The following is a 25,886-nucleotide window of genomic DNA, read 5'->3' as shown; positions in this document are numbered from 1 at the left end:
AGTTCGACGTATAATGTTGGACTTCTTTTTCCAAATCCGGCGCCGACTGGCCCCCTTTCGTATGTCCATCGAAAATCTTCGCAACATCGCCATCGTCGCCCACGTCGACCATGGCAAGACCACCCTGGTCGACCAGCTGCTGAAGCAGTCCGGCACCCTGTCCGAGCGCACCGTCCTCGCCGAGCGCGTGATGGACAGCAACGACCAGGAAAAGGAACGCGGCATCACCATCCTGGCCAAGAACACCGCCATCACCTGGGAAGACAAGAAGACCGGCATCAAGAACCGGATCAACATCGTCGACACCCCCGGCCACGCCGACTTCGGTGGTGAGGTCGAGCGCGTGCTGTCGATGGTCGATACCGTGCTGATCCTGGTCGACGCGATGGACGGCCCGATGCCGCAGACCCGCTTCGTGACCCAGAAGGCCTTCGCGATGGGCTTCAAGCCGATCGTCGTGGTCAACAAGGTCGACCGTCCGGGCGCCCGTCCGGAATGGGTGATCGACCAGGTCTTCGACCTGTTCGACAAGCTCGGCGCCACCAACGAGCAGCTGGACTTCCCGATCGTCTACGCCTCGGGCCTGAACGGCTATGCCGGCCTGGAAGACACCGTGCGCGACGGCGACATGACCCCGCTGTACGAAGCGATCATGCAGCACGCGCCGAAGCCGGAAGTGGATCCGGAAGGCCCGTTCCAGATGCGCATCAGCCAGCTGGACTACAACAACTTCGTGGGCGTGATCGGCATCGGCCGCATCCAGCGTGGCACCCTGAAGAAGAACATGCAGGTCGCGGTCATCGACCGTGAAGGCAAGAAGCGCAACGGCAAGGTGCTGCAGGTGCTGGGCTTCATGGGCCTGGAGCGCATCGAGCAGGATTCGGCCGAGGCCGGCGACATCGTGGCCATCTCCGGCATCCAGGAGCTGACCATCTCCGACACCATCTGCGCACCGGACTTCCCGGAAGCGCTGCCGGCGCTGACCGTCGACGAGCCGACCATCTCGATGACCTTCCAGGTCAACAACTCGCCGTTCGCCGGCAACAAGGACCTGTCCGGTGGCAAGTTCCTGACCAGCCGCCAGATCAAGGACCGCCTGGACCGTGAAAAGGTCCACAACGTGGCCCTGAAGGTCGAGCAGCTGGAAGACGCCGACAAGTTCCTGGTCTCCGGCCGTGGCGAACTGCACCTGTCGGTGCTGATCGAGAACATGCGCCGCGAAGGCTACGAGCTGGCCGTGTCGCGCCCGGAAGTGATCATCAAGGAAATCGACGGCCAGCTGATGGAGCCGATCGAGCAGCTGGTGGTGGACATCGAAGAAATCCACCAGGGCGGCGTGATGGAAAAGCTGGGCACCCGCAAGGGCCAGCTGAAGAACATGGAATCGGACGGCAAGGGCCGCGTGCGCCTGGAGTACCAGATCCCGGCCCGTGGCCTGATCGGCTTCCAGAACGAGTTCAAGACCCTGACCCAGGGTTCGGGCCTGCTGTTCCACGTGTTCGACCACTACGGTCCGAAGGAACAGGGCGCGATTGCCAAGCGCATCAACGGCGTGATGATCGCCAATGCACCGGGCACCACGCCGGCCTACTCGCTGGGCCCGCTGCAGGAGCGCGGCAAGCTGTTCGCTGCTGAAGGCGACAACGTGTATGAAGGTCAGCTGGTCGGCATCCACTCCAAGGACAACGACCTGACCGTCAACGCGATCAAGACCAAGCCGCTGACCAACATGCGCGCTTCGGGCAAGGACGATGCGATCCAGCTGACCCCGGCGATCAAGTACTCGCTGGAACAGGCCCTGGACTTCATCGAAGACGACGAGCTGGTCGAGATCACCCCGAAGGAGATCCGCCTGCGCAAGAAGTTCCTGACCGAGAGCGATCGCAAGAAGGCTTCGCGCGGCGGCTGAGCCAGCACCCCGTGAACCAGAGCGGCTACAACCCGGATCCACACCGGCATCCGGGTCTGCACGTCATCGCCCTGCTCGAAGCGAGCAAGGCGATGCTGGCGCTGTTGGCCGCCACCGGGCTGGAAGTGCTCGGACCGCAGCCGCTGCGGCACGGCATCATGGCCCTGATCCGGCGTTTCAGCCTGGATCCGGATCATGGCACCCTGCCCTCGCTGCTGCACATGATCAGTCCCGACGCGGTCCACCTGGCCGCGGCGGGGATGATCGGCTACGGCCTGCTGCACCTGGTCGAAGCCTGGGGCCTGTGGCGGGCCAAGGCCTGGGCGTCCTGGCTGGGCTGCCTGACCGCCGCCCTGTACCTGCCTTTCGACATCTTCGCGATCATCCGCCATCCCGGCTGGCCGTCATGGACGATCCTGGCGATCAACCTGATCGTGGTCTACGTCCTCGCCCGCGACCTGCGCAAGCGCCACCGCTGAGCACCGGCTACACTGGGGATTGGAGCCGACCAAGCCGCCCCATGCGCCCGTCCTTGCCGCCTCTGCTGACCTGCCTGCTCGCCGCGCTGCCGGCGCTGCTTTCGGCTGGCTGCAGCCCGGCCACGCCCAGCGCGCATGCGGCCGAACCTGCGAGCCGCAACGTGCCGTTCCCGTACGCCGAAACCGATGTCGCCGACCTGCAGGCGCGGATGACTGCCGGAGATCTGGACAGCACCACCCTGACCCAGGCCTACCTGCAGCGTATCGCCGCCCTGGACCGCACCGGGCCCCGCCTGCGCGCGGTGATCGAGCTCAACCCCGACGCCCTGAAGGAAGCCGCCGCACGCGACCGCGAGCGCCGCGAAGGGCGCCTGCGTGGGCCGCTGCATGGCATCCCCCTGCTGCTGAAGGACAACATCAACGCCGCACCGATGGTCACCAGTGCCGGCTCGCTGGCCCTGCAGGGCTTCCGTCCGGACGATGCCTACCTGGTACGCCGGCTGCGCGAGGCTGGCGCCGTAGTGCTGGGCAAGACCAACCTCAGCGAGTGGGCCAACTTCCGCGGCAATGACTCCATCTCCGGCTGGAGCGCGCGCGGCGGCCAGACCCGCAACCCCTACCGCATCAGCCATTCACCGTGCGGTTCCAGCAGCGGCAGCGCGGTGGCCGTGGCCGCCAACCTGGCCAGCGTGGCGATCGGCACCGAAACTGACGGCAGCATCGTCTGCCCGGCCGCGATCAACGGCGTGGTCGGTCTGAAGCCGACGGTCGGGCTGGTCAGTCGTGATGGCATCGTGCCGATCTCCTTCAGCCAGGACACCGCCGGCCCGATGACCCGCAGCGTCGCCGATGCTGCTGCCGTGCTGACTGCGATCGCCGGCCGCGATGACGCCGATCCCGCCACCGCGACCATGCCCGGCCGTGCGGTCTACGACTACACCGCGCGCCTGGACCCGCAGGGCCTGCGCGGCAAACGCATCGGTCTGCTGCAGACGCCGCTGCTGAAGTACCGCGGCATGCCGCCGCTGATCGATCAGGCAGCGACCGAGCTGCGTCGCGCCGGCGCCGTGGTGGTGCCAGTGGAGCTGCCCAACCAGGGTGCGTGGGCCGAGGCCGAGCGCACGCTGCTGCTGTACGAATTCAAGGCCGGGCTGGAGCGCTACTTCAGCACCCACCGCGCGCCACTGCGCAGCCTGGCCGAACTGATCGCCTTCAACCAGGCGCACAGCAAGCAGGAACTGGGCCTGTTCGGCCAGGAGCTGCTGGTGGAGGCCGATGCCACCACCGGCCTGGCAGACCCTGCCTACATCCGCGCGCGCAGTGATGCGCGCCGGTTGGCCGGCCCGGAAGGCATCGATGCAGCCCTCGCCGCCCATCAGCTCGATGCGCTGGTGGCGCCGACCACCGGTGTGGCGTGGCCGATCCGCAGCGAAGGCGACGACTTTCCCGGCGAGAGCTACAGCGCCGCTGCCGTGGCCGGTTACCCCAGCCTGACCGTGCCGATGGGCCAGATCAACGGCCTTCCCGTCGGCCTGCTGTTCATGGGTACCGCCTGGAGCGAGCCGAAGCTGATCGAAATGGCCTACGCCTACGAGCAACGCACCCGTGCGCGGCGGCCGCCACACTTTGATACCGATGCGCTGATCGACGCCGGCGAGCCCTGAGCTCCGGTGACGCCGCGACATCTTGCTTCCGGTAGTGCCGGCCGCTGGCCGGCAGCTCGATCGCTCCGGCGTTGCCGGCCAGCGGCCGGCACTACCGATCCTGTGGCTCCACCGGCACGATCGCCGCCTCACCATCTTCAGCACCTGGCGAACGCACATCCGCAGTGCGTGCACGTGGACCACGCGGCATATCCAGCTCATCTTCGTGTTGCAGCCGCGCACGCACCTGCGGCAGCGACTGCGGATGCTCACGTGCGAGGAAATCGAGCATGCGTTCGCGCACCAGGCAGCGAAGATCAAAGGCATCACCGGAACTGCGCGCGCTGACCAGCAGGCGCACCTGGATCGCGCGCTCGTTGGTTTCGGTCACCTGGGTCACGCAGACGCGCCCATCCCATAGCGCCTGGCCATGGCAGATGCGCTCCAGCTCGGCACGGATCGCCGCGATCGGTGCCCGATAGTCCAGCCACAGAAACGCAGTGCCGAGCAGATCGGCACTGCGCCGCGTCCAGTTCTGGAACGGGTTCTCGATGAACCAGGTCAAGGGCACCACCATCCGCCGCTCATCCCAGATCCGCACGACCACGTAGCTGCTGCCGATCTCCTCGATGCGTCCCCACTCGCCTTCGACGATCACCACGTCGTCCAGGCGGATCGGCTGCGTCAGTGCGATCTGCAGGCCGGCGATGAGGTTGCCGAACACCGGCTTGGCGGCGATGCCCGCCACCAGCCCGATCAGGCCTGCCGACGCCAGCAGCGCCGTGCCGATCTTCTGCACCATCGGGAAGGTCAACAGCACCAGCGACGCACCGAGCACGATGATGCCGCCCATCAACACCCTGCTGAGCACGCGCGTCTGGGTCTGGATGCGGCGTGCCTCCAAGTTGTCGGAGACATCGATGGGATGGCTGCGCAGGATCGCGCGCTCGCCCGCCGCCACCGCGCGTACCAGCAGCCAGACGAAGCAGGCCATCAATGCAATGTGGAGTCCGTGCTGCAGGTGGCCCAGCAACGGATCCTGCAGCGGCGTCGCCTGCAAGGCGGGAATCAGCAGCAGCAGCGGCCACGCGGTGGCCAGCGGCAACCCGAGTACTCGACCGATACGCGCACGTCGGCGATCACGCCCTTTCAGCCGGTGATAGATCCACAGGATCAGCCACGCGCCTATGCCGCCCACCACTACGGCCAATCCCAACGGCCATGCGTAGGCCTGTGCGCTCTGCCAGTGCACCGTTGCCACCTCCAGTCGAACAACCAGGTGGACAGCCTCGCGCATGGCGCATGAGCGTCACGTCAGCCGTTCGTAAGCAGGGTGTTGGTCGGCAGGGCTTGCAGCCCTGCACCTGCTGCGTGCTGGAGCAACAGCCGAAGCAGAAGCAGAAGCGGGTTTCCTGTGGGATGGCAGGGTGGGTCCGGTTGCGGGGGTCGCTGCAAGTCCCCCTCCGGGGCCCGGCCCAGCCGCCGGCGGCTGTGCCTTCGGGCGCTTGCAAAGCAGTGCTTCGCAAGCAAAGCGCCCTCACCCATGTAAGCTCGGTCGCCGCTTGCTCGTGTGCGCAGTCCTGCGCACACGGCAAGACCGGGGTTGGGCGTCCTGCCCAACCCGCCCGAGGCATGCCTCGGGCCCATGCGGCTCACGCCCCCGCAACCGGACCCACCCGCCTTCGACAGTTTTCTGCGATCTGTCGGAAGCTGCTGCTGATGGTGGGTGCCGACCGTTGGTCGGCACGGGGTCGGAGCCCATTTTGAATACTGCTATCTGATAGAAAAATCGTGTCGACCAACGGTCGACACCTACCAACAGCCGCGCATGCCAATCGCCGCGGTTACCAGTAGATCCACGCCATGCGTGGATGATTCATTCGACATCTGACAGATGTGCCGACCAACGGTCGGCACCCACCAATAGGGACCTGAACCTGTCGAAGGTGGGGCGGTGTCGGAGTGCGGGGTGTCAGCCGCATGGATGCGGCTGCCAAGCTTACAGGGACGTACTTGCAGCGTCCCCGCACTCCGACACCACCCCGCCAGCCCACGGAATGCATGCTGTTGCCGCTGCTTCGGCTTTTGCCGTTGACGTTGATTGCAGCAGGTGCAGGGCTGCAAGCCCTGCCGAAAAACCCTTACCGCACCTGCTCCTGCTTGCGCACGATCGCCATCGCGATCTCCAGCGACTGCTCGTAGTTCAACCGCGGATCCACCGTCGAACGATACGCGCGTTCCAGGTCACGCTCGGTCAGTTCGCGCGCACCACCGGTGCATTCGGTCACGTCCTCGCCGGTCAGTTCCAGGTGCACGCCCCCCAGGCGCGTGCCTGCGGCCGCATGCAGGTCGAACGACATCTCCACTTCGCCACGCACGTTGTCAAAGCGGCGCGTCTTGAAACCGTTGGCGGTGCTTTCGGTGTTGCCATGCATCGCATCGCACACCCACAGCACGCGACGCCCGTCGCGCTTGACTGCATCCAGTAGCGGCGGCAGCTTCTCGGCAATCTGCGCGGCGCCCATGCGGTGGATGAAGCTCAGGCGGCCCGGTTCGTCATGCGGGTTGAGCACGTCGATCAGGCGCAGCAACTGGTCCGGTGTCACCGACGGGCCCACCTTGATCGCAATCGGATTGCGCACGCCACGCAGGTACTCCACGTGCGCGCCATCGAGCGCAGCGGTACGCATGCCGATCCACGGGTAATGCGTGCTCAGGTTCAACCAGCCCTGCTGGCGCGGCACCTGCCGGGTCAGCGCCTGCTCGTAGGGCAGCAGCAGCGCTTCGTGCGAGGTGTAGAAATCGATGCGGTTGAGGTTGTGCACGCGGGCCCCCGCCAGGGTCTCCATGAAGTGCACCGCATCGCCGATCGAGGCCACCATCTTCTGGTACTCGGCGGCCAGCGGCGAGTGGCTTACCCACTCCAGGTTCCAGTATTCGGGGTGGTGCAGGTCGGCGAAACCACCGTCGATCAGCGCGCGCACGAAGTTCATCGTCATCGCCGAATGCGCGTGGGCCTGCAGCATCCGCTTCGGGTCCGGCAGGCGTGCCGCCTCGGTGAAGGCCGGCGCGTTGATCACATCGCCGCGGTAGCTGGGCAGGGTCACGCCGTCGCGGGTCTCGGTGTCGGCCGAACGCGGCTTGGCGTACTGGCCGGCGAAGCGGCCAACGCGGATCACCGGCTGGCGCAGGCCGTGCACCAGCACCAGGCTCATCTGCAGCAGCACCTTCAGCCGGTTGGAGATGGTGCCCGATTCGCAGTCGCTGAAATTCTCGGCGCAGTCACCGCCCTGCAGCAGGAAGCGCTTGCCCTCCTGCGCCTCGGCCAGCTGCTGCTTCAGCGCCAGGATCTCCCACGAGGTGACCAGCGGCGGAAGCCGCTTCAGCTCGTGCAGGGCCGCGTCCAGTGCCACCGGGTCGGGATAGGTCGGCATCTGCAGCGCGGTCTTGCCACGCCAGCTCTCCGGCGACCAGGCAGCGCCAGCGGCGGTCGCGGCGGGATCGGGGACGGGCGGAACGGCGGACAGGCTCATTGCAGACTTCCGGGATGGGGGGCGGTCATGGTCGCAGAGCCAGCCGCTGACGCAAAGGGCCGGTCCGGGTGGCCTGCCCGCCTGAACGGCAGGGAAAGGCCGACGCCAGCGGCCAGATCCTGCATGGTCAGCCGCCCGGGACAGGCGCATGATTTGTTACGGAGTAACACTTCAATGTCATGGACCGGCCCCTTCCACATCCAGCCGCCACCTCTCCCACCATGAAGCCCTCGCCCCTCGCTACCGGCATCACCTTCGCCCTGGCCCTGGCCAGCCTGCCCGCCTTCGCCTCGGCAGTCGACGACACCTCTTCGTCCGTCAAGGACCTGGACGCGGTCACCGTCCACGCCCAGCTCGACCAGGCCCGCAACACGCTGTCGCCGGACATCGGCAGCAGCCAGTACCAGATCACCGCCGAGGACATCCAGAAGCAGCCGCTGGGCGCGTCCGCGCCGCTCAGCCAGGTACTGCTGCAGGCCCCGGGCGTGGTCCAGGATTCCTATGGCGGCGTGCATGTGCGCGGCGACCACGCCAACCTGCAGTACCGCATCAACGGCGTGCTGCTGCCCGAATCGATCTCCGGCTTCGGCCAGACTCTGGACGCGCGCACCATCAAGAGCATCCGCCTGATGGACGGCGCACTGCCGGCGCAGTTCGGCGAGCGCACCGCCGCGGTGGTCGACATCACCACCCGCAACGGTGCCGAGCTGGGCAACGGCGGCAGCGCGGGGCTGACCACCGGCTCATTCGGCAAGGTCAATCCGAATGCCTCCGGGTGGGGCAACCAGGGGCGCTGGAGCTGGTTCCTGACCGGCAACTACGACCAGAACGACGTCGGCCTGGAGAACCCCACCAACACACGCAAGCCATCGCACGACGACACGCACCAGGGCAAGGCATTCGCCGACCTGACCTACCTGGTCAATGAGAACACCCGCCTGAGCGTGTTTGCCGGCTTCGCCAACAACCGCTTCCAGATTCCGGTCAATCCGGGCCAGGCGCCGCAGTTCGGCTATCTCGATACCACCACCTTCGATTCCAGCCAGCTGGATGAAACCCAGCGCGAGACCACCCGTTTCGGCATGCTGGTGCTGCAGGGCACGCTGGGCAGCACCGCCTACCAGCTCTCGGCCGGGCAGCGTTACAGCGATGTCGGCTTCAATCCCGATGTCATCGGTGACCTGGTGTTCAGTGGCGTCGCCTCGCAGGTGCAGCGCAGCAATCGCGCCAACACCCTGCAGGCCGATTTCTCCACGCCGCTGGGCAACGACCACACGCTGCGCTATGGCCTGTACGGCAACTACGAGAACGCGCGGGCCAGCAGCAACAGCTGGGTGTTCCCGGTCGACGACAACGGGCAGCAGTCCGGCACCACGCCGCTGCTGATTGCCGATCGCAGCGCGTTCCACGCCAGCACGCTGGCACTGTACGTGCAGGACGAGTGGAAGATCGGCGAGGACTGGACCGTGAACTACGGCCTGCGCGGCGACCGCTACAGGGCCTTCGGCCGCAGCGAGGGCCAGCTCAGCCCGCGCGTGGGCGTGGTCTGGAATGCCAGCGACAGCACCACCGTGCACGCTGGCTATTCGCGCTACTTCACGCCACCGGCCAGCGAGTTGATTGCCAGCAGCGACATCGCGCTGTACGACGGCACCACCAACCAGCAGCCCAGCGGCGGCAACAACACGCCGCTGGCCGAGCGCAGCGACTACTACGACATCGGCGTCTCGCAGCAACTGGGCGAGCACCTGACCCTGGGCCTGGACGCGTATGACCGACGCGTCGCACGCCTGCAGGACGAAGGCCAGTTCGGCGCTGCCTACATCTATTCGACCTTCAACTACCGCCGTGGCCACATCCGCGGCCTGGAGTTCAGCGCCGACTACAGCAACGGTCCGTTCAGTGCCTACTTCAACGCCGCGCTGAACAAGGCCATCGGTACCGACGTCATCACCAGCCAGTACAACCTCGACCCGGAAGCGCTGGCCTATGTGGCCAACCACTGGATCCACCTCGACCACGACCAGAAGCTGACATCATCGGGTGGTCTCAGCTACGCCTTCGCCGGACACAACCGGATCGGCGCCAACTACGTGTTTGGCAGCGGCCTGCGTTCGGACATCGAAGGCGTACCCAACGGCGGCGAGCTGCCGTCGTACCTGCAGGTGAACCTCAGCGCCGGGCACGACTTCAATGCCGACAGCGGCCATCCATTGCACGTCCAACTGGCCGTGATCAACGCACTGGATCGCAGCTATCAACTGCGCGACGGTGGCGGTGTCGGCGTCTTCGCCCCGCAGTGGGGACCGCGCCGAGGTGCTTACCTGAGCCTGCAGCAGGACTTCTGAGGTAGCGCCGGCCGCTGGCCGGCATCCTCACGGTGTGCCGGCCAGCGGCCGGCACTACCCTGCGTCAACGATTGGGGTCAGAGCCCTTTGCGATGCCAAGGGACGCGACCCCGTTTCGCTTTCAGCGCTTGACCTTGCCCAGCGACACCACGAGCGCCCACAACGCCAGCAGCACGAACCACGCGCCCGACCACATCGGCATGGTCAGGCCCAGGAAGGTCCAGTCGATGTTGCCGCAGTTGCCGGTACCGGTCAGTACCGTGCGGAATACTTCCAGCGGCCCCATGGTCTCGCTCAGGAACGCCAGCGGCGGGCCACAGGTGGAACCCATTTCCGGGGGCAGCATCTGCACGTAGACGTGGCGCGCGGCGATGCCGGCCCCCACTGCGGCGGCAATGAACGCCAGCACGCCATAGGTCGCGCGTCCCGGGCGGTTGGAGGGCCCGTGCAGCGCACCGATCAGGAACAGCAGGCCGAGCGCGGCAAAGGCCAGGCGCTGGAAGATGCACAGCGGACACGGCTCCAGGCCCATCTTCAACTGCAGGAAGATCGCGTAGCCAAGCAGGCCCGCGCAGATCAGGAAGCCCAGGAAGAACTGGGCGCGGAAGGGCCAGCGCAGTGGATTCATCGTCAACGCTCAAATGGATCAGGCGCCAAGCGTAACCGAGAGTGCGTGCCATTCGAACCGCCACAGGTGACGCCTGTCGGAACGGTGCGGGTCAGATCCCAGTGCGAATGCAAAGGGCTCTGGCCTGCGGTGCTGCCTGCCCGGGGTCAGGGCCCTTTCCTGCGGAAAGGGATCCGAGCCCTGGAAACGCAAAAGCCCGGCGGAGGCCGGGCTTTCGCTGTGTCGCGTTGGAGCGGTCCGATTACTCGGCCACTTCCTCGGCCACGACCGGACGGTCAACCAGCTCGACGTAGGCCATCGGCGCGTTGTCGCCGGCGCGGAAGCCGCACTTCAGCAGGCGCAGGTAGCCGCCCGGACGGTTCGCGTAGCGCGGGCCCAGGATGGTGAACAGGTTGCCCACGGCTTCGTTGTCGCGCAGGCGGGCGAAGGCCAGACGGCGGTTGGCGACGGAGTCGACCTTGGCCAGGGTGATCAGCGGCTCGGCAACGCGGCGCAGTTCCTTGGCCTTCGGCAGGGTGGTCTTGATCAGCTCGTGCTTGAACAGCGAGGCGGCCATGTTCTTGAACATCGCTTCGCGGTGGGCGCTGGTGCGGCTGAACTTACGGCCAGACTTCTGGTGACGCATGGTGATATTCCTTGGTTAATGATGTGGCTGTGTGGATCGTTGTCGCCATCCTGGCGTTGCTGCGCGGACTGCGGATGGTCCTGGCCGCCCGTCCTGGACGACCTGCCGCGCGAACCTGCGGTTCGTCATGGCATGGTGTGTTGCGTTGAAGGCCCCACCGCGAACGGTGGAGCCTTCAGGCATTACCGATATCAGCCCAGCATGCCGTGGCTGGCGACACCGGCCGGCGGCCAGTTCTCCAGCTTCATGCCGAGCGACAGGCCGCGCTGAGCCAGCACTTCCTTGATCTCGGTGAGCGACTTCTTGCCCAGGTTCGGGGTCTTCAGCAGCTCCACTTCGGTCTTCTGGATCAGATCGCCGATGTAGTAGATGCTTTCAGCCTTCAGGCAGTTGGCCGAACGCACGGTCAGCTCCAGATCGTCGATCGGGCGCAGCAGCACCGGATCCACGCCGTTGTTTGCCGGCTTGGCCGCACCGCGGTCGCGGTGGGTGAAGTCACCGAACACCGACAGCTGGTCGCTGAGGATGTCGGCGGCGGTGCGCACGGCTTCCTCGGCGTCGATGGTGCCGTTGGTCTCGATATCGATGACCAGCTTGTCCAGGTCGGTACGCTGTTCGACGCGGGCCGCTTCCACGGCATAGGCGACGCGGCGGACCGGCGAGAACGAGGCATCCAGGACCAGGCGGCCGATGGCACGGGTTTCTTCGTCCGGACGACGACGCGCGGCAGCCGGCTGGTAGCCGAAACCACGTTCGATCTTCAGACGCATGTTGATTGCCGTGTCCTTGGTCAGGTGGCAGATCACATGGTCGCCGTTCAGGATCTCCACATTGTGGTCGACCTTGATGTCGGCAGCGGTGACAACGCCCGGGCCCTGCTTGGACAGGGACAGGGTGGCGCTGTCGCCGGAGTGCATACGGATGGCCACGTCCTTGAGGTTCAGCAGGACTTCGAGCACGTCCTCCTGCAGACCTTCGACCGTGGTGTACTCATGCAACACGCCGTCGATTTCGACTTCCGTGATGGCGAAGCCCGGGATGGACGACAGCAGCACGCGACGCAGGGCATTACCCAGCGTATGCCCGTAACCCCGCTCCAAAGGTTCGATAACGACCTTTGCACGGGTGTCGGTAAGGCGTTCGATCTGCGGACCGCGAGGACGCAGAACCTGGTTGGCGGTAACCGTCATGTTGCGGGTTCTCCTAGTGAACCCCCGGCCGTCGCCGGGGGCTCTCCAATGTGAATTACTTCGAATACAGCTCGACGATCAGCGCTTCGTTGATGTCCGCAGGCAGATCCGAACGATCCGGAACAGCCTTGAAGATACCGGTGAACTTGCCGGAATCCACTTCAACCCACGACGGGCTCAGGTCATGCTGGGCGGCGACGGTCAGGGCTTCCTGGACGCGCAGCTGCTTGGCAGCCTTTTCAGACAGAGCGATGGCGTCGCCAGCCTTGACCTGGTACGAAGCCAGGTTGACCGACTTGCCATTCACGGTGACGCCGCGGTGCGACACCAGCTGACGGGCAGCCGGACGGGTCACGGCGAAGCCCATGCGGTAGACGACGTTGTCCAGGCGGGTTTCCAGCAGCTGCAGCAGGTTCTCGCCGGTGTTGCCCTTCTTGGTCGAGGCCTTCTTGTAGTAGTTGCGGAACTGACGCTCCAGCAGGCCGTAGATACGCTTGACCTTCTGCTTTTCACGCAGCTGGGTGGCGTAGTCGGACAGCTTGCCCTTGCGGGCAGTGGCGCCGTGCTGGCCGGGCTTCTGCTCCAGCTTGCACTTCGAGTCCAGCGCACGCGCCGGGCTCTTCAGGGACAGGTCGGCGCCTTCGCGACGGGCGAGCTTACAGGTAGGACCGATATAACGAGCCATTTCTTATCGCTCCCTTTAGACGCGACGCTTCTTCGGCGGACGGCACCCGTTGTGCGGGATAGGCGTCACGTCGATGATGTTGGTGATCTTGTAGCCGACGTTGTTCAACGAACGCACGGCCGACTCACGGCCCGGACCCGAGCCCTTGATGCGGACTTCCAGCGACTTCACGCCGTAGTCCAGCGCAGCACGACCGGCCTTTTCAGCAGCCACCTGGGCAGCGAACGGGGTCGACTTGCGCGAACCGCGGAAGCCAGCGCCACCGGAGGTCGCCCACGACAGAGCGTTGCCCTGGCGGTCGGTGATGGTGACGATGGTGTTGTTGAACGAAGCGTGGACGTGGGCAACGCCGTCGGTGACGACGCGCTTGATCTTCTTCTTGGTCTTAGCAGCGGGCTTAGCCATTTCTCAGTCCCTTACTTCTTGATCGCCTTGCGCGGACCCTTGCGGGTGCGGGCGTTGGTACGGGTGCGCTGGCCACGCAGCGGGAGGCCACGACGGTGACGCAGGCCGCGGTAGCAGCCCAGGTCCATCAGGCGCTTGATCGCGATGCCGATCTCACGGCGCAGATCGCCTTCCACGATGTACTTGCCGACTTCGGCGCGCAGGCGCTCGATTTCCGGCTCCGACAGATCGCGGATCTTGGTGGTCGAAGCAACGCCTGCGACTTCGCAGACCTTCTTCGAACGGGTACGGCCGATGCCGTAAATGCTTTGCAACCCGACCCAGACATGCTTCTGGGCTGGCAGGTTGACGCCTGCAATACGCGCCATGACGCGGTTCTCCAGCTGAGTGATGGCCGACAGCGCGCCTCGGGCACGCCAATCCGGCAGGATGGATCAAAAAAGTGAACTAGCGATACTAACAAGGTTCCGGTTTACATGGAAGCCCGTGAAACCATTGGTTTCATGAACCCGGCCTGGGGAGTGTGCCCAGGCTCCGGCGCCGGATGGGGTTGGACCTGGGGTTCCCCCCGGGGCCGCCCGCGCTACTCCAGCGCGGGACCACCTCATCACACCCCCACCCGGAACCGCTGCGGGGGCCGCCCTTCGTTTGTGTGGCCGGAGTCCGCGAAGCGGAGGGACCATCACGTCAGGAAGACGAAAGTATAACAGGCCAATCAGCCGCGGGCAAAACCGCCGCGGTTGCCGCCCTTCAGGTTGGCCTTCTTCAGCAGGCTCTCGTACTGGTGGGACATCAGGTGCGCCTGCACCTGGGCGATGAAGTCCATCACCACCACCACCACGATCAGCAGCGAAGTACCACCGAAGTAGAACGAGGCGTTCAGCTGCGTGCGCATCAGTTCCGGCAGCAGGCAGACGATCACCAGGTAGGCCGAGCCGGCTGCGGTCAGGCGGGTCAGCACGCCGTCGATGTAATCGGCGGTGGCCTTGCCCGGACGGATGCCCGGAATCAGCGCGCCCGACTTCTTCAGGTTGTCGGCGGTTTCCTGCGAGTTGAACACCAGCGCGGTATAGAAGAACGCGAAACCGGTGATCAGCGCAGCGAACACGATCATGTGCAGCGGCTCGCCCGGGCCGAGGGCATTGGCCACCTTCTGCAGGACCTGGCCGAAGCTGCTCTGGTTGGCAGCCTGGCCGGACCACATGGCCAGGGTGGCCGGGAAGGCCAGCAGGCTCGAGGCGAAGATCGCCGGGATGACGCCGGCCATGTTGAGCTTCAGCGGCAGGAACGAGGTCTGGTTCATGTACGCGTTGCGACCGCCCTGGCGGCGCGCGTAGTTGACCGTGATCCGGCGCTGGCCACGCTCGACGAACACCACGAAGAAGGTGAAGGCGAGCACGACGATGGCGATCAGCAGCAGCTGGATGAACTGGATGTTGCCGTCGCGGTAGGCGTCGAAGGTGTGGATGATCGCACCCGGCAGGCCTGCGACGATACCGGCGAAGATGATCAGCGACACGCCGTTGCCGATACCGCGCTCGGTGACCTGCTCACCGACCCACATCAGGAACATGGTGCCGGCGGTCAGCGCGACCACGGCGGTGAGCACGAAGCCCATGCCCGGCGCGTACACGACCGGAGCGCCCGACGGCGAGACCTGGCCCTGCAGGGCCAGCGCGATCGAGCCACCCTGCACCACTGCCAGCAGCACGGCGCCGATGCGCGAATACTGGGTGATCTTGCGGCGGCCGGACTCACCTTCCTTCTGCATCGCCTTCAGGGCGGGGAAGATGTGCACGGCCAGCTGCATCACGATCGATGCCGAGATGTACGGCATCACGTTCAGCGCGAAGATGCTGAAACGGTGCAGGGCGCCGCCCGAGAACATGTTGAACATGTCCACGATGCCGCCGCCCTGCTGTTGCATCATGGCAAGCATGGCATCGGGATTGACGCCCGGCACCGGCACGTAGCAGCCGATGCGATAGACGATCAAAGCCCCGACGACGAACAGCAAACGTTGGCGAAGTTCAGTGAACTTGCCCATTCCGCCCGCGAGGTTACCGATGCCAGCTTGCGCCATGATTTTCTTACTCCGTTACGCTGCCGCCGGCAGCTTCGATCGCGGCCTTGGCACCCGCCGTGGCAGCAATACCCTTCAGGGTGAACGCCTTGGTCACTTCGCCCTTGACGACGACCTTGGCCTTCTTGGCAGTGCTCGGGACCAGCTTGGCAGCACGCAGGGCGGCGAAGTCGATCTCACCGGCCGGCAGCTTGTCCAGCGCGTACAGCAGCACTTCAGCGGTGTCCTTGGCGATCGGCGAACGGAAGCCGATCTTCGGCAGACGACGCTGCATGGGGGTCTGGCCGCCTTCGAAGCCAGCCTTGATCTTGCCGCCACCCTTGCGGGCGAACGAACCCTTGTGGCCGCGGCCGGCAGTCTTGCCCAGGCCCGAGCCGATACCGCGACCGACGCGGGTACGCTCGGTGCGGGCGCCCGGTGCCGGGCTCAGTTCATTGAGACGCAGAGTCATGGTCGATTACTCCTCAACCTGGACGAGGTACTGAACCTTGTTGATCAGGCCACGCACCTGCGGGCTGTCCTTCAGTTCACGCACATCGTTGAGCTTATTCAGGCCCAGCGCACGCACCGACAGGCGGTGACGCGACTGGGTGCCACGCAGGCCACGCACCAGGCGGACCTTGACAGTCTTGTTGGACTCATTAGCCATGGTTGAGTTCCTCCACCTTCTTGCCGCGCTTGGCCGCGATGCGAGCCGGCGACTGTGCAGCAGCCAGGCCCTTCACGGTGGCACGCACCAGGTTGATCGGGTTGCGCGAACCGGTGGCCTTGGCCAGCACGTTCTTCACGCCAACGGCTTCCAGCACGGCGCGCATGGCACCGCCGGCGATCACGCCGGTACCTTCCGAAGCCGGCTGCATGAACACGCGGGCTGCGCCGTGACCATCCTTGATGGTGTGCCACAGGGTGCCGTTGTTCAGGTCAACGCTGACCAGGTTCTTGCGGGCCTGTTCCATCGACTTCTGGATGGCAACCGGCACTTCGCGGGCCTTGCCATAGCCGAAACCGACCTTGCCTTCGCCGTCGCCGACGACGGTCAGGGCGGTGAAGGTGAACTGGCGGCCACCCTTGACGGTCTTGCTGACGCGGTTGACCGCGACCAGCTTTTCGATCATGCCGTCGTCGATCTTCTCTTCGCGGTTACGGTCGCGATCGCGACCCCGCTGCTGACGCTCTTCTGCCATGTTGATTCCTTGGTTGTTTGGGTATGTACGGCTCGAAGCCGCTTATGGTTGTGGCGTGACGCGGCGTTCCGGTGGGCCGCTGCAGAAGAGCGGCGCCGTCCAGCCTCACTCAGGCTGGCGAGCAGGTGGGCAGGAGGCCAATGGCCCCCTGCCCTTGTCCCTTAGAACTGCAGGCCGGCTTCGCGGGCGGCTTCTGCCAGGGCCTTGATGCGGCCGTGGTAGCGGTAGCCCGAACGATCGAAGGCAACCTTCTCGATGCCGGCGGCCTTGGCGCGCTCGGCAACGATGCGGCCAACCTTGGCAGCAGCATCGGCGTTCTTGCCGTTCTTCAGGCCTTCGATGACGTCGGCCTGGGTGGTGTTGGCAGCAGCCAGCACCTTGGAGCCGTCGGCGGTGAAGACCTGGGCGTACAGGTGCTGGCCGGTGCGCAGCACCGACAGGCGGGCGACGCCGAGCTCACGGATGTGGGCACGGGTCGACTTGGCGCGACGCAGGCGGGCGATGTTCTTGTTCATTTTGATTATTCCTTGAAAGCTGAAGGAAGAGCTTTTCCCTGAGAAGTCCGCACAGGGATGTGCGGGCTCTTGCGAGGGACTCGCGCTTATGCCTTCTTGGCTTCCTTACGGATGATGACTTCGTCGGAGTACTTCACGCCCTTGCCCTTGTACGGTTCCGGCTTGCGGAACGCACGGATCTTGGCGGCAACTTCACCGACGACCTGCTTGTCAGCGCCCTGGACCAGGATCTCGGTCTGGGTCGGGGTCGACAGCGTGATGCCTTCCGGCGCCACGAACACGACCGGGTGCGAGAAGCCCAGCGACAGGTTCAGGTCCTTGCCCTGCATGGCAGCGCGGTAACCCACGCCCACCAGCTCCAGCTTGCGCTCGAAGCCTTCGGACACGCCCTTGACCATGTTGGACAGGATCGCACGCACGGTACCGGTCAGTGCGACCAGGTCGGCGCTTTCGGTGCTCAGGGTGGCAACGCCGTTGTCGACGTTGATGGCAATACCGGCCGGCTTGGCCAGCGACAGGGTGCCCTTCGGGCCCTTGGCGGTGACGCTGTCCGACTGGACGTTCAGTTCAACCTTACCCAGGGTAATCGGCTTCTTGGCTACGCGGGACATAGTTCTACTCCTTTCGCCTTAGGCCACGAAGCACAGGACTTCGCCGCCGACGCCCAGCTGGCGCGCCTGCGCATCAGTCATGATGCCCTTGGAGGTGGAAATGATGGAGATACCCAGGCCGTTCATGACCTTCGGCAGCTCGCTCTTGCCGCGGTACTGGCGCAGGCCCGAACGCGAGAAGCGCTTCAGGGTCGCGATGACCGGCTTGCCTTCGAAATACTTCAGCACGATTTCCAGCTCGGACTTGTTGTTTTCCAGCTGGGTCACGCGCAGGTCGGCGATGTAACCCTCGTCCTTCAGGACCTGGGCGATCGCAACCTTGATCTTGGACGACGGGGCTTTCACCGTCTGCTTGCCCACCGCGGCCGCATTCTTGATGCGGACCAGCAGGTCGGCGATGGGATCAGTCATGCTCATATGAGTACCTTTGAGTGCACCGATATCCGCTTTCGCGAAAATCTGTTGTCTCCTGGAAACGGGCCAGGTCCCTTGATGCAGCGGGCCGGAAGCCCACTCCTACGACCCCGTTTGCGCAGGGCAAGACGCGGGAGTATACGCCAAAAGAGCCCGGCTTGCGCCGGGCTCCTCGGTTTTTTTGCGTCGGGAAAGCTGAATGCCTCCCCTGCCCGGTTCAGGAACCCCCGAAGGGGCTCCTGATCGCAGGGCCGGCTGGGGTTACCAGCTGGCCTTGCGCAGACCCGGGACGTCGCCACGCATGGTGGCTTCACGCAGCTTGTTACGGCCCAGGCCGAACTTGCTGTAGACGCCACGCGGACGACCCGACAGCTCGCAACGATTACGCTGGCGGCTCGGCGACGAATCGCGCGGCAGCTTGGCCAGCTTGGTTGCGGCCTCGATCTTCTCTTCGTAGGTCGCGTCCACGGAGGACACGATCTTCTTCAGAGCCGCACGCTTTTCAGCGTACTTCTTGGCCAGCTTTTCCCGCTTGATGTCGCGGTTGACCATGGAGGTCTTTGCCATTTCGGTTTCCTCGACAGATCAGTTACGGAACGGGAACTTGAACGCTGCCAGCAGCGCCTTCGCTTCCGCATCGGTCTTCGCAGTGGTGGTGATGGCGATATCCATGCCGCGGATCGCATCGACGGCGTCGAAGTCGATTTCCGGGAAGATGATCTGTTCCTTCACACCCATGTTGAAGTTGCCGCGGCCGTCGAAGGAACGGCCGGAAACACCACGGAAGTCGCGCACGCGCGGCAGCGAGATGTTGATCAGGCGGTCCAGGAACTCGTACATCTTGTGGCGACGCAGCGTGGTCTTGCAGCCGATCGGCCAACCATCACGGATCTTGAACGACGCGACCGAGATACGCGACTTGGTGACAACCGGCTTCTGGCCGGAAATCTTGGTCATGTCCGCGACGGCGTTTTCCAGGATCTTCTTGTTGGTGGCAGCCTCGCCGACACCCATGTTCAGGGTGACCTTGACGAGCTTCGGTACTTCCATCGGATTGGTGTAGCCGAACTGCTTCATCAGCGCCGGCACCACTTCTTCCTTGTAGATCTTTTCGAGACGGGAAGTCATCTTCACATTCCTCAGGCGTCGAGCGCCTCACCGCTGGAGCGGAACACACGCAGTTTGCGTCCATCCTCCAGCACCTTGAAGCCAACGCGTTCGCCCTTGCCCGAAGCCGGGTTCAGCACGTTCACGTTGGAGATATGGATCGAAGCTTCGCGCTCGACCACGCCGCCGGCAACACCTGCCTGCGGGTTCGGCTTGGTGTGGCGCTTGACGATGTTCACGTTGGCGACGACCACACGGTCGCCGTCGACGCGGACGACTTCACCCTGCTTGCCCTTGTCCTTGCCAGCGTTGACGACAACCTGGTCGCCCTTCTTGATACGGTTAGCCATGATTATCTCCTGTCGCTCACAGCACTTCGGGAGCGAGCGAGACGATCTTCATGAACTTCTCCGAACGAAGTTCACGGGTCACCGGCCCGAAGATACGGGTACCGATCGGCTCCTGCTTGCTGTTCAGCAGAACGGCAGCGTTGCCGTCGAAGCGGATCAGCGAGCCGTCGGCGCGACGCACACCCTTGCGGGTACGCACCACGACGGCGTCATACACTTCACCCTTCTTGACCTTGCCGCGCGGAATCGCATCCTTCACGGTGACCTTGATGATGTCGCCGATGCCGGCGTAACGGCGCTTGGAACCACCCAGCACCTTGAAGCACATCACCTGCTTGGCACCCGAATTGTCCGCGACGTCAAGGTAGCTCTGCATCTGGATCATGATTCAGACTCCTTATTCAGCCGCACGCGTGATGACTTCCACCACGCGCCAGTTCTTGGTCTTGGACATCGGAGCAATCTCGGTCACGCGGACGACATCGCCTTCCTTGCAGGCGTTGTCGGCATCGTGGGCGTGCAGCTTGGTCGAGCGCTTGATGTACTTGCCGTACAGCGCGTGCTTGACCTGACGCTCAACCAGGACGGTAACCGTCTTGTCCATCTTGTTGCTGACGACACGGCCTTCGACCGTGCGCAGCGTCTTCTTTTCAGTATTGTCGCTCATAGCGGCCATCCTTACTTCGTGCTGCCGAGCAGGGTCTTGACGCGAGCAATCTCGCGACGGACCCGGCGAATGTCGTGGGTCTTCGGCAGCTGGCCGGTGACCTGCTGCATACGGACAGAGAACTGTTCCTTACGCAGGTCGATCAGGTGGGCCTTGAGTTCGTCAGCCGACTTTTCACGGAGAGTTTTGATATCCATCAGCGCACCGTACGGGTCACGAAAGTGGTGGTGACCGAGAGCTTGGCGGCGGCCAGGCGGAACGCCTCGCGAGCCACTTCCTCGGAAACACCCTCGATTTCATAGATCATGCGGCCGGGCTGGATCTGGGCCACCCAGTATTCCACGTTACCCTTACCAGAACCCATTCGGACTTCGATGGGCTTCTTGGTGATGGGCTTGTCGGGGAACACGCGGATCCACATCTTGCCGCCGCGCTTGACGTAGCGGCTGATCGAGCGGCGGGCCGCTTCGATCTGACGCGCGGTCAGCTGACCGTGTGCGGTTGCCTTCAGGCCGTATTCGCCGAAGCTGACAGCGTTGGCGCTCCAGCTCAGGCCATCGTTACGGCCCTTGTGTACCTTGCGGTACTTGGTTCGCTTGGGTTGCAACATTGTCGTTACCTCGCTTCACGGGCCGGGCGCTGACGGTCACCACGGTCGCCGCGATCGTGACGATCGTTGCGCGACGGGGTGTCGTCCTGCTTTTCCTGGCCAACCTGGGAGAAATCGAAGACCTCGCCCTTGTAGATCCAGACCTTGATGCCGATGATGCCGTAGGTCGTCTTGGCTTCAGCGAAGCCATAGTCGATGTCGGCACGCAGGGTGTGCAGCGGCACGCGGCCTTCGCGGTACCACTCCGAACGGGCGATTTCTGCACCGTTGAGGCGGCCACCGACGTTGACCTTGATGCCCAGGGCACCCAGGCGCATCGCGTTGCCGACCGAGCGCTTCATTGCACGGCGGAACATGATGCGACGCTCCAGCTGCTGGGCGATCGACTCGGCAACGAGCTGCGCGTCCAGTTCCGGCTTGCGCACTTCGGTGACGTTGATGTGCGCCGGGACGCCCATCATCTCGCTCACTTCCTTGCGCAGCTTCTCGATGTCCTCACCGCGCTTGCCGATCACCACGCCCGGACGGGCGGTGTGGATCGTCACGCGAGCGGTCTTGGCCGGACGCTCGATCAGGATCTTGCTGATGCCGGCCTGGGCCAGCTTCTTGCGCAGCATGTCGCGCACTTTCAGGTCGGCTGCCAGGTAACCGGCGAACTCGGCCTTGTTGGCGTACCACTTGGAGTTCCAGTCCTTGGAAATGCCGAGGCGGATACCAATCGGATGAACTTTATGACCCATGGTCTTTTCCTTATCCGCTTACTTGGCGGCGCCCACAACCACAGTGATGTGGCTGGTGCGCTTGAGGATGCGGGTACCGCGGCCTTTCGCCCGCGCCATGAAACGCTTCAGGGTCGGACCTTCATCAACCATGATGGTCTGAACCTTCAGCTCGTCGACGTCGGCGCCCTGGTTGTTCTCGGCATTGGCAATAGCCGACTCCACCACCTTCTTGATCAGGTGGGCAGCCTTCTTGTCCGAGAACTTCAGCAGGTTGACCGCACGTTCGGCCGGCAGACCGCGCACCTGGTCAGCGACCAGACGAGCCTTCTGCGGGGAGATGCGCGCAGTGCGCAGGATGGCTTTCGCTTCCATTGTCATCTCTCCTTACTTGCCCGACTTCTTGTCACCACCGTGACCCTTGAAGGTCCGGGTGATGGCAAATTCGCCGAGCTTGTGGCCGACCATGTTCTCGTTGACGAGAACCGGGATGTGGTTCTTGCCGTTATGCACGGCAATGGTGATGCCTACCATGTCAGGCAGGATCATCGAACGGCGCGACCAGGTCTTGATCGGCTTCTTGCTGCCCGCAGCGGCCTCCACCTTCTTGACGAGGTGGTGATCGACGAACGGGCCCTTCTTGAGTGAACGTGCCATGGTCGATTAGCCCCTACGATCGCGGACGATGAACTGCTGAGTGCGCTTGTTATGGCGCGTCTTGTAACCCTTGGTCGGGACACCCCACGGGGTGACCGGATGCGGGTTACCCTGGCCGGCCTTGGCCTCACCACCACCGTGCGGGTGGTCAACCGGGTTCATGGCAGCACCACGAACGGTCGGGCGGACGCCGCGCCAACGCTTGGCACCGGCCTTGCCCAGCTTTTCCAGGCTGTGCTCGTCGTTGCCGACTTCGCCGATGGTGGCGCAGCACTCGACCGGCACCTTGCGCATTTCACCCGAGCGCAGGCGCAGGGTGGCGTAGATGCCTTCGCGGGCCACCAGCTGCACGGCCGCACCGGCGGCGCGGGCGATCTGAGCGCCCTTGCCGGGCTTCAGTTCGATGCAGTGGATGGTGGTACCGACCGGGATGTTGCGCAGCGGCAGGGTGTTGCCAGCCTTGATCGGGGCATCCGAACCAGCGATCACCTGATCACCAGCCTTCAGGCCCTTCGGGGCGATGATGTAGCGACGCTCACCGTCGACGTAGCACAGCAGGGCGATGTGGGCGGTGCGGTTCGGATCGTATTCGATGCGTTCCACGCGCGCCGGGATGCCCAGCTTGTTGCGCTTGAAGTCGATGATGCGGTAGTGCTGCTTGGCACCACCACCGACGTGACGCACGGTGATGCGGCCATGGTGGTTACGACCACCCGAGCGGCTCTGCGACTCGACCAGGGCAGCGTGCGGAGCACCCTTGTGCAGGTCGGGAGTGACCACGCGCACGGCCGAACGGCGGCCGGGGGAAGTGGGCTTGAATTTCATCAATGGCATGGGATGTACCTCAGGCCTTGGCCGTTACATCGATCGACTGGCCATCGGCCAGGCGAACGTACGCCTTGCGCCAATCGCCGCGGCGGCCAGCACGGTTACGGAAGGACTTGTTCTTGCCCTTGACGTTGACCACGTTGACGGCTTCGACCTTGACGTCGAACAGCTGCTCAACCGCGGCCTTTACATCGGCCTTGGTGGCTTCGTTCGAAACTTCGAAGACATACTGGTTGGAGAGTTCCTGCAGGCGCGCGGTCTTTTCGGAGACACGCGGGGCACGCAGCACGCTGAAGATTTTTTCGTTGCTGTTCATGCCAGCCACTCCTCGACCTTCTTGACCGCGTCAGCGGTGATGACGACCGTGTCGGCACCCACCAGCGAGACCGGATCCAGACCCTGGACGTCACGCACCTGCACGTACGGCAGATTGCGGGCGGACAGGTACAGGTGCTCGGACGCTTCTTCGGTGACGATCAGCGGGCGCTTGCCCACTTCCAGGCCGGCCAGCTTGGCGATCAGACCCTTCGTGTTGGTCACTTCGACGTCGAAGGACTCTACGATGGTCAGACGGCCCTGACGGTTCAGCTCGGACAGGATCGCGCACATGGCGGCACGGTACTGCTTGCGATTGACCTTCTGCTCGAAGCTGCGCGGCTTGGCCGCGAAGGTGACACCGCCGCCGACGAAGATCGGAGCCGTCAGTGCGCCATGACGCGCGCCGCCGCCCTTCTGCTTCTTCGACTTCTTGGTGGTACCAGCCACTTCAGAGCGAGTCTTCTGTGCCTTGGTGCCGGCGCGACCGGCGTTGCGGTAAGCAACGACGACCTGGTGGACCAGATCTTCGCTGAAATCGCGACCGAACACGGCTTCGGAGACCGAGACCTTGTTGTTGCTACCCGTGATAACGAGTTCCATCGTCATCTCTCCTTATGCCTTGCTCGCCGGACGGACGATCACATCGCCACCCGCCGCGCCCGGAACGGCGCCGCGAACCGCGATCAGACCGCGCTCGACGTCGACCTTGACCACTTCCAGGTTCTGGGTGCTCTGCTGCACCGCGCCCATGTGGCCCGACATCTTCTTGCCCGGGAAAACGCGACCCGGGGTCTGGCGCTGACCCAGCGAACCCGGCGCGCGATGCGACAGCGAGTTACCGTGGGTTGCATCGCCCATACGGAAGTTGTGGCGCTTGATGGTGCCCTGGAAGCCCTTACCCTTGGTGACACCCTGGACGTCGACGATCTGGCCGACTTCGAAGATGTCCGCCTTGACTTCGCCGCCAACGGCGAAATCGCCGAGCTGCGCGTCTTCAACGCGGAATTCCCACAGGCCACGACCCGCTTCCACCTTCGCCTTGGCGAAGTGGCCGGCTTCCGGCTTGTTGACCAGGGCAGCGCGACGCGCGCCGACGGTCACCTGCACGGCGCTGTAGCCGTCGGTTTCGACGGTCTTGATCTGCGCGATGCGGTTCGGGGTTGCTTCGATCAGGGTCACCGGGATGGAGCGGCCATCTTCAGTGAACACGCGGCTCATGCCGGCCTTGCGGCCCACGAAGCCCAACGAATATTTCTTCGTCATGGTCGTAGTCCTCAGGTCAGCTTGATCTGAACGTCGACGCCGGCAGCCAGTTCGAGCTTCATCAGCGCGTCCACGGTCTTGTCATTCGGGTCAACGATATCGAGCACGCGCTTGTGCGTGCGGGTCTCGTACTGGTCACGCGCGTCCTTGTCGACGTGCGGGGAGACGAGAACGGTGTAGCGCTCGATCTTGGTCGGCAGCGGGATCGGGCCACGCACTTGCGCGCCGGTCCGCTTTGCCGTTTCAACGATCTCGCTGGCCGAACGGTCGATCAGACGATGATCGAACGCTTTCAGCCGGATCCGGATCTTTTGGTCCGCCATGGCGGTAGGTTCCTTCGTTAAAAGAGCGACAGACAAAGCCTCTGGGTTGCTTTGCCCCATGAAATTCCTGAATACGGACGGCCCACACTCCTGCAGGCCGACAAGGCCACTCCATAGACCTCAAAAACGTAGGCAGACCCGTTCCCAGGCCTGCCCAGACGTAGAAGCATAATGGCACACAAGGCAGCTGTCAACAGTCGCCTGTTGACGCCGCCTGAATGGCATTGACCCTTCCTGGTCCGGGGAACACAAGGCACATCCTGTGCCTGCTTTCCCATTTGATACGCCCCGATGCCCTACCCAGGCAACATCGGGGCGCAGATACTACCAGATTACTCGATGATCTTCGAGACCACGCCGGCGCCGACGGTGCGGCCGCCTTCGCGGATGGCGAAGCGCAGGCCTTCGTCCATCGCCACCGGGTTGATCAGGGTGACGACCATCTTGACGTTGTCACCCGGCATCACCATTTCGACGCCTTCCGGCAGTGCAGCTGCGCCGGTGATGTCGGTGGTGCGGAAGTAGAACTGCGGACGGTAGCCGTTGAAGAACGGGGTGTGACGGCCGCCTTCGTCCTTCGACAGGACGTAGACTTCACCTTCGAACTTGGTGTGCGGCTTGATCGTGCCCGGCTTGGCCAGCACCTGGCCGCGCTCGACGTCGTCACGCTTGGTGCCGCGCAGCAGCAGGCCAGCGTTGTCGCCTGCCTGACCCTGGTCCAGCAGCTTGCGGAACATTTCAACGCCGGTCACGGTGGTCTTCTGCACCGGACGGATGCCGACGATTTCGATT

The 25,886-nt window shown here is 64.2% G+C and carries 35 protein-coding genes; 4 read left to right on the top strand and 31 right to left on the bottom strand.

Going from position 1 to position 25,886, the window contains the following annotated elements; all coding sequences use genetic code 11:
• Window positions 1-61: 61 nt before the first annotated feature.
• Genes typA through AC5P5X_RS13850 form a run of 3 tightly spaced genes read left to right on the top strand, consistent with a single transcriptional unit; the run spans window position 62 to window position 4,052 of the window.
• The gene (gene typA / locus AC5P5X_RS13860; RefSeq protein ID WP_005412346.1) at window positions 62-1,909 is read left to right on the top strand and encodes a translational GTPase TypA; all 1,848 of its coding nucleotides are present in this window, start codon (window positions 62-64) and stop codon (window positions 1,907-1,909) included.
• An 11-nt stretch (window positions 1,910-1,920) separates the two neighbouring features.
• Window positions 1,921-2,388 (top strand): DUF2127 domain-containing protein, encoded by a 468-nt coding sequence (locus AC5P5X_RS13855; protein ID WP_005408223.1) that lies wholly within the window; start codon window positions 1,921-1,923, stop codon window positions 2,386-2,388.
• A 41-nt stretch (window positions 2,389-2,429) separates the two neighbouring features.
• A complete protein-coding gene (locus tag AC5P5X_RS13850; protein ID WP_043033752.1) occupies window positions 2,430-4,052 on the top strand; it encodes an amidase in 1,623 nt (540 codons plus the stop codon).
• Window positions 4,053-4,143: 91 nt separating this feature from the next.
• On the opposite strand, the gene AC5P5X_RS13845 is transcribed toward AC5P5X_RS13850, so the two are convergent.
• Together AC5P5X_RS13845 and AC5P5X_RS13840 are read right to left on the bottom strand one after the other, a co-directional pair.
• The gene (locus tag AC5P5X_RS13845; RefSeq protein WP_033835444.1) at window positions 4,144-5,328 is read right to left on the bottom strand and encodes a mechanosensitive ion channel family protein; all 1,185 of its coding nucleotides are present in this window, start codon (window positions 5,326-5,328) and stop codon (window positions 4,144-4,146) included.
• A gap of 844 nt (window positions 5,329-6,172) precedes the next feature.
• Complete coding sequence (locus tag AC5P5X_RS13840) at window positions 6,173-7,564, bottom strand: class II 3-deoxy-7-phosphoheptulonate synthase (protein WP_111189432.1); 1,392 nt, start codon at window positions 7,562-7,564, stop codon at window positions 6,173-6,175.
• 221 nt (window positions 7,565-7,785) lie between these two features.
• Between AC5P5X_RS13840 and AC5P5X_RS13835 the strand changes: the two genes are divergently transcribed.
• A complete protein-coding gene (locus AC5P5X_RS13835) occupies window positions 7,786-9,912 on the top strand; it encodes a TonB-dependent receptor (protein ID WP_111189431.1) in 2,127 nt (708 codons plus the stop codon).
• A gap of 121 nt (window positions 9,913-10,033) precedes the next feature.
• Here the strand turns inward: AC5P5X_RS13835 and AC5P5X_RS13830 are convergent, their stop codons facing one another.
• The 29 genes from AC5P5X_RS13830 to AC5P5X_RS13690 all read right to left on the bottom strand — a co-directional run.
• The gene (locus tag AC5P5X_RS13830; protein WP_012479237.1) at window positions 10,034-10,540 is read right to left on the bottom strand and encodes a disulfide bond formation protein B; all 507 of its coding nucleotides are present in this window, start codon (window positions 10,538-10,540) and stop codon (window positions 10,034-10,036) included.
• Between the two features lie 241 nt (window positions 10,541-10,781).
• Complete coding sequence (gene rplQ / locus AC5P5X_RS13825) at window positions 10,782-11,165, bottom strand: 50S ribosomal protein L17 (protein WP_005408217.1); 384 nt, start codon at window positions 11,163-11,165, stop codon at window positions 10,782-10,784.
• A 191-nt stretch (window positions 11,166-11,356) separates the two neighbouring features.
• Window positions 11,357-12,355, bottom strand: coding sequence for a DNA-directed RNA polymerase subunit alpha (locus AC5P5X_RS13820; protein ID WP_005408216.1), 999 nt, complete (start codon window positions 12,353-12,355; stop codon window positions 11,357-11,359).
• Between the two features lie 55 nt (window positions 12,356-12,410).
• Window positions 12,411-13,040 (bottom strand): 30S ribosomal protein S4, encoded by a 630-nt coding sequence (rpsD, locus tag AC5P5X_RS13815; protein WP_004145446.1) that lies wholly within the window; start codon window positions 13,038-13,040, stop codon window positions 12,411-12,413.
• Window positions 13,041-13,055: 15 nt separating this feature from the next.
• On the bottom strand, window positions 13,056-13,445 hold the full coding sequence (gene rpsK, locus AC5P5X_RS13810) for a 30S ribosomal protein S11 (protein ID WP_495215998.1): 390 nt from the start codon (window positions 13,443-13,445) through the stop codon (window positions 13,056-13,058).
• An 11-nt stretch (window positions 13,446-13,456) separates the two neighbouring features.
• On the bottom strand, window positions 13,457-13,813 hold the full coding sequence (gene rpsM, locus AC5P5X_RS13805) for a 30S ribosomal protein S13 (protein WP_004154500.1): 357 nt from the start codon (window positions 13,811-13,813) through the stop codon (window positions 13,457-13,459).
• Between the two features lie 347 nt (window positions 13,814-14,160).
• Window positions 14,161-15,528, bottom strand: coding sequence for a preprotein translocase subunit SecY (gene secY / locus AC5P5X_RS13800; RefSeq protein WP_005408215.1), 1,368 nt, complete (start codon window positions 15,526-15,528; stop codon window positions 14,161-14,163).
• 7 nt (window positions 15,529-15,535) lie between these two features.
• Complete coding sequence (gene rplO, locus AC5P5X_RS13795) at window positions 15,536-15,979, bottom strand: 50S ribosomal protein L15 (protein ID WP_004154498.1); 444 nt, start codon at window positions 15,977-15,979, stop codon at window positions 15,536-15,538.
• 6 nt (window positions 15,980-15,985) lie between these two features.
• Entirely contained in the window at window positions 15,986-16,177 is a 192-nt protein-coding gene (gene rpmD, locus AC5P5X_RS13790; protein WP_005408214.1) for a 50S ribosomal protein L30, read from the bottom strand.
• Window positions 16,170-16,712, bottom strand: a complete 543-nt coding sequence (rpsE, locus tag AC5P5X_RS13785) for a 30S ribosomal protein S5 (RefSeq protein WP_004154496.1) — start codon at window positions 16,710-16,712, stop codon at window positions 16,170-16,172. Before rpsE ends, rpmD begins: the two co-directional genes overlap by 8 nt.
• A 161-nt stretch (window positions 16,713-16,873) precedes the next feature.
• A complete protein-coding gene (rplR, locus tag AC5P5X_RS13780; RefSeq protein ID WP_026346969.1) occupies window positions 16,874-17,233 on the bottom strand; it encodes a 50S ribosomal protein L18 in 360 nt (119 codons plus the stop codon).
• Between the two features lie 80 nt (window positions 17,234-17,313).
• Complete coding sequence (gene rplF / locus AC5P5X_RS13775; protein ID WP_019659576.1) at window positions 17,314-17,838, bottom strand: 50S ribosomal protein L6; 525 nt, start codon at window positions 17,836-17,838, stop codon at window positions 17,314-17,316.
• A gap of 18 nt (window positions 17,839-17,856) precedes the next feature.
• Window positions 17,857-18,255, bottom strand: a complete 399-nt coding sequence (rpsH, locus tag AC5P5X_RS13770) for a 30S ribosomal protein S8 (protein ID WP_021204581.1) — start codon at window positions 18,253-18,255, stop codon at window positions 17,857-17,859.
• A 258-nt stretch (window positions 18,256-18,513) separates the two neighbouring features.
• Window positions 18,514-18,819: a 30S ribosomal protein S14 gene (gene rpsN, locus AC5P5X_RS13765; protein WP_019659577.1), complete on the bottom strand. Its 306-nt coding sequence runs from the start codon at window positions 18,817-18,819 to the stop codon at window positions 18,514-18,516.
• Between the two features lie 18 nt (window positions 18,820-18,837).
• A complete protein-coding gene (gene rplE / locus AC5P5X_RS13760) occupies window positions 18,838-19,380 on the bottom strand; it encodes a 50S ribosomal protein L5 (protein WP_005415416.1) in 543 nt (180 codons plus the stop codon).
• Window positions 19,381-19,391: 11 nt separating this feature from the next.
• Window positions 19,392-19,709, bottom strand: coding sequence for a 50S ribosomal protein L24 (gene rplX / locus AC5P5X_RS13755; protein ID WP_004154490.1), 318 nt, complete (start codon window positions 19,707-19,709; stop codon window positions 19,392-19,394).
• Window positions 19,710-19,725: 16 nt separating this feature from the next.
• Window positions 19,726-20,094: a 50S ribosomal protein L14 gene (gene rplN, locus AC5P5X_RS13750; protein ID WP_004145357.1), complete on the bottom strand. Its 369-nt coding sequence runs from the start codon at window positions 20,092-20,094 to the stop codon at window positions 19,726-19,728.
• A 12-nt stretch (window positions 20,095-20,106) separates the two neighbouring features.
• Window positions 20,107-20,376 (bottom strand): 30S ribosomal protein S17, encoded by a 270-nt coding sequence (rpsQ, locus tag AC5P5X_RS13745; protein WP_004154489.1) that lies wholly within the window; start codon window positions 20,374-20,376, stop codon window positions 20,107-20,109.
• A gap of 11 nt (window positions 20,377-20,387) precedes the next feature.
• Window positions 20,388-20,573: a 50S ribosomal protein L29 gene (gene rpmC, locus AC5P5X_RS13740; RefSeq protein ID WP_004154487.1), complete on the bottom strand. Its 186-nt coding sequence runs from the start codon at window positions 20,571-20,573 to the stop codon at window positions 20,388-20,390.
• Window positions 20,573-20,986 (bottom strand): 50S ribosomal protein L16, encoded by a 414-nt coding sequence (gene rplP, locus AC5P5X_RS13735; RefSeq protein ID WP_004154486.1) that lies wholly within the window; start codon window positions 20,984-20,986, stop codon window positions 20,573-20,575. Before rplP ends, rpmC begins: the two co-directional genes overlap by 1 nt.
• Before the next feature lie 5 nt (window positions 20,987-20,991).
• Complete coding sequence (rpsC, locus tag AC5P5X_RS13730; protein ID WP_005415414.1) at window positions 20,992-21,726, bottom strand: 30S ribosomal protein S3; 735 nt, start codon at window positions 21,724-21,726, stop codon at window positions 20,992-20,994.
• A gap of 18 nt (window positions 21,727-21,744) precedes the next feature.
• Window positions 21,745-22,080 carry a 50S ribosomal protein L22 gene (rplV, locus tag AC5P5X_RS13725; RefSeq protein ID WP_004145348.1) on the bottom strand — a complete coding sequence of 112 codons (336 nt, stop codon included), beginning with the start codon at window positions 22,078-22,080 and terminating at the stop codon, window positions 21,745-21,747.
• Window positions 22,081-22,092: 12 nt separating this feature from the next.
• Complete coding sequence (gene rpsS / locus AC5P5X_RS13720) at window positions 22,093-22,362, bottom strand: 30S ribosomal protein S19 (RefSeq protein ID WP_005415413.1); 270 nt, start codon at window positions 22,360-22,362, stop codon at window positions 22,093-22,095.
• Window positions 22,363-22,368: 6 nt separating this feature from the next.
• On the bottom strand, window positions 22,369-23,196 hold the full coding sequence (gene rplB / locus AC5P5X_RS13715) for a 50S ribosomal protein L2 (RefSeq protein WP_004145339.1): 828 nt from the start codon (window positions 23,194-23,196) through the stop codon (window positions 22,369-22,371).
• Window positions 23,197-23,206: 10 nt separating this feature from the next.
• Window positions 23,207-23,506: a 50S ribosomal protein L23 gene (gene rplW / locus AC5P5X_RS13710; RefSeq protein ID WP_004145338.1), complete on the bottom strand. Its 300-nt coding sequence runs from the start codon at window positions 23,504-23,506 to the stop codon at window positions 23,207-23,209.
• Window positions 23,503-24,108: a 50S ribosomal protein L4 gene (rplD, locus tag AC5P5X_RS13705; RefSeq protein WP_049432779.1), complete on the bottom strand. Its 606-nt coding sequence runs from the start codon at window positions 24,106-24,108 to the stop codon at window positions 23,503-23,505. The genes rplW and rplD overlap by 4 nt, the downstream gene beginning before the upstream one ends.
• Window positions 24,109-24,120: 12 nt before the next feature.
• Window positions 24,121-24,771: a 50S ribosomal protein L3 gene (gene rplC / locus AC5P5X_RS13700; RefSeq protein ID WP_004145336.1), complete on the bottom strand. Its 651-nt coding sequence runs from the start codon at window positions 24,769-24,771 to the stop codon at window positions 24,121-24,123.
• Between the two features lie 11 nt (window positions 24,772-24,782).
• Window positions 24,783-25,094 carry a 30S ribosomal protein S10 gene (rpsJ, locus tag AC5P5X_RS13695; protein WP_005408208.1) on the bottom strand — a complete coding sequence of 104 codons (312 nt, stop codon included), beginning with the start codon at window positions 25,092-25,094 and terminating at the stop codon, window positions 24,783-24,785.
• A gap of 332 nt (window positions 25,095-25,426) precedes the next feature.
• On the bottom strand, window positions 25,427-25,886 hold a 460-nt coding region (locus AC5P5X_RS13690), incomplete at its 5' end, for an EF-Tu C-terminal domain-related protein (RefSeq protein ID WP_495215997.1).

The organism is Stenotrophomonas sp. YJH_SMC_91 (assembly GCF_059368495.1).
Note: the sequence above shows the minus strand (reverse complement) of the source record. Positions and strands in the feature narration are given on the sequence as shown.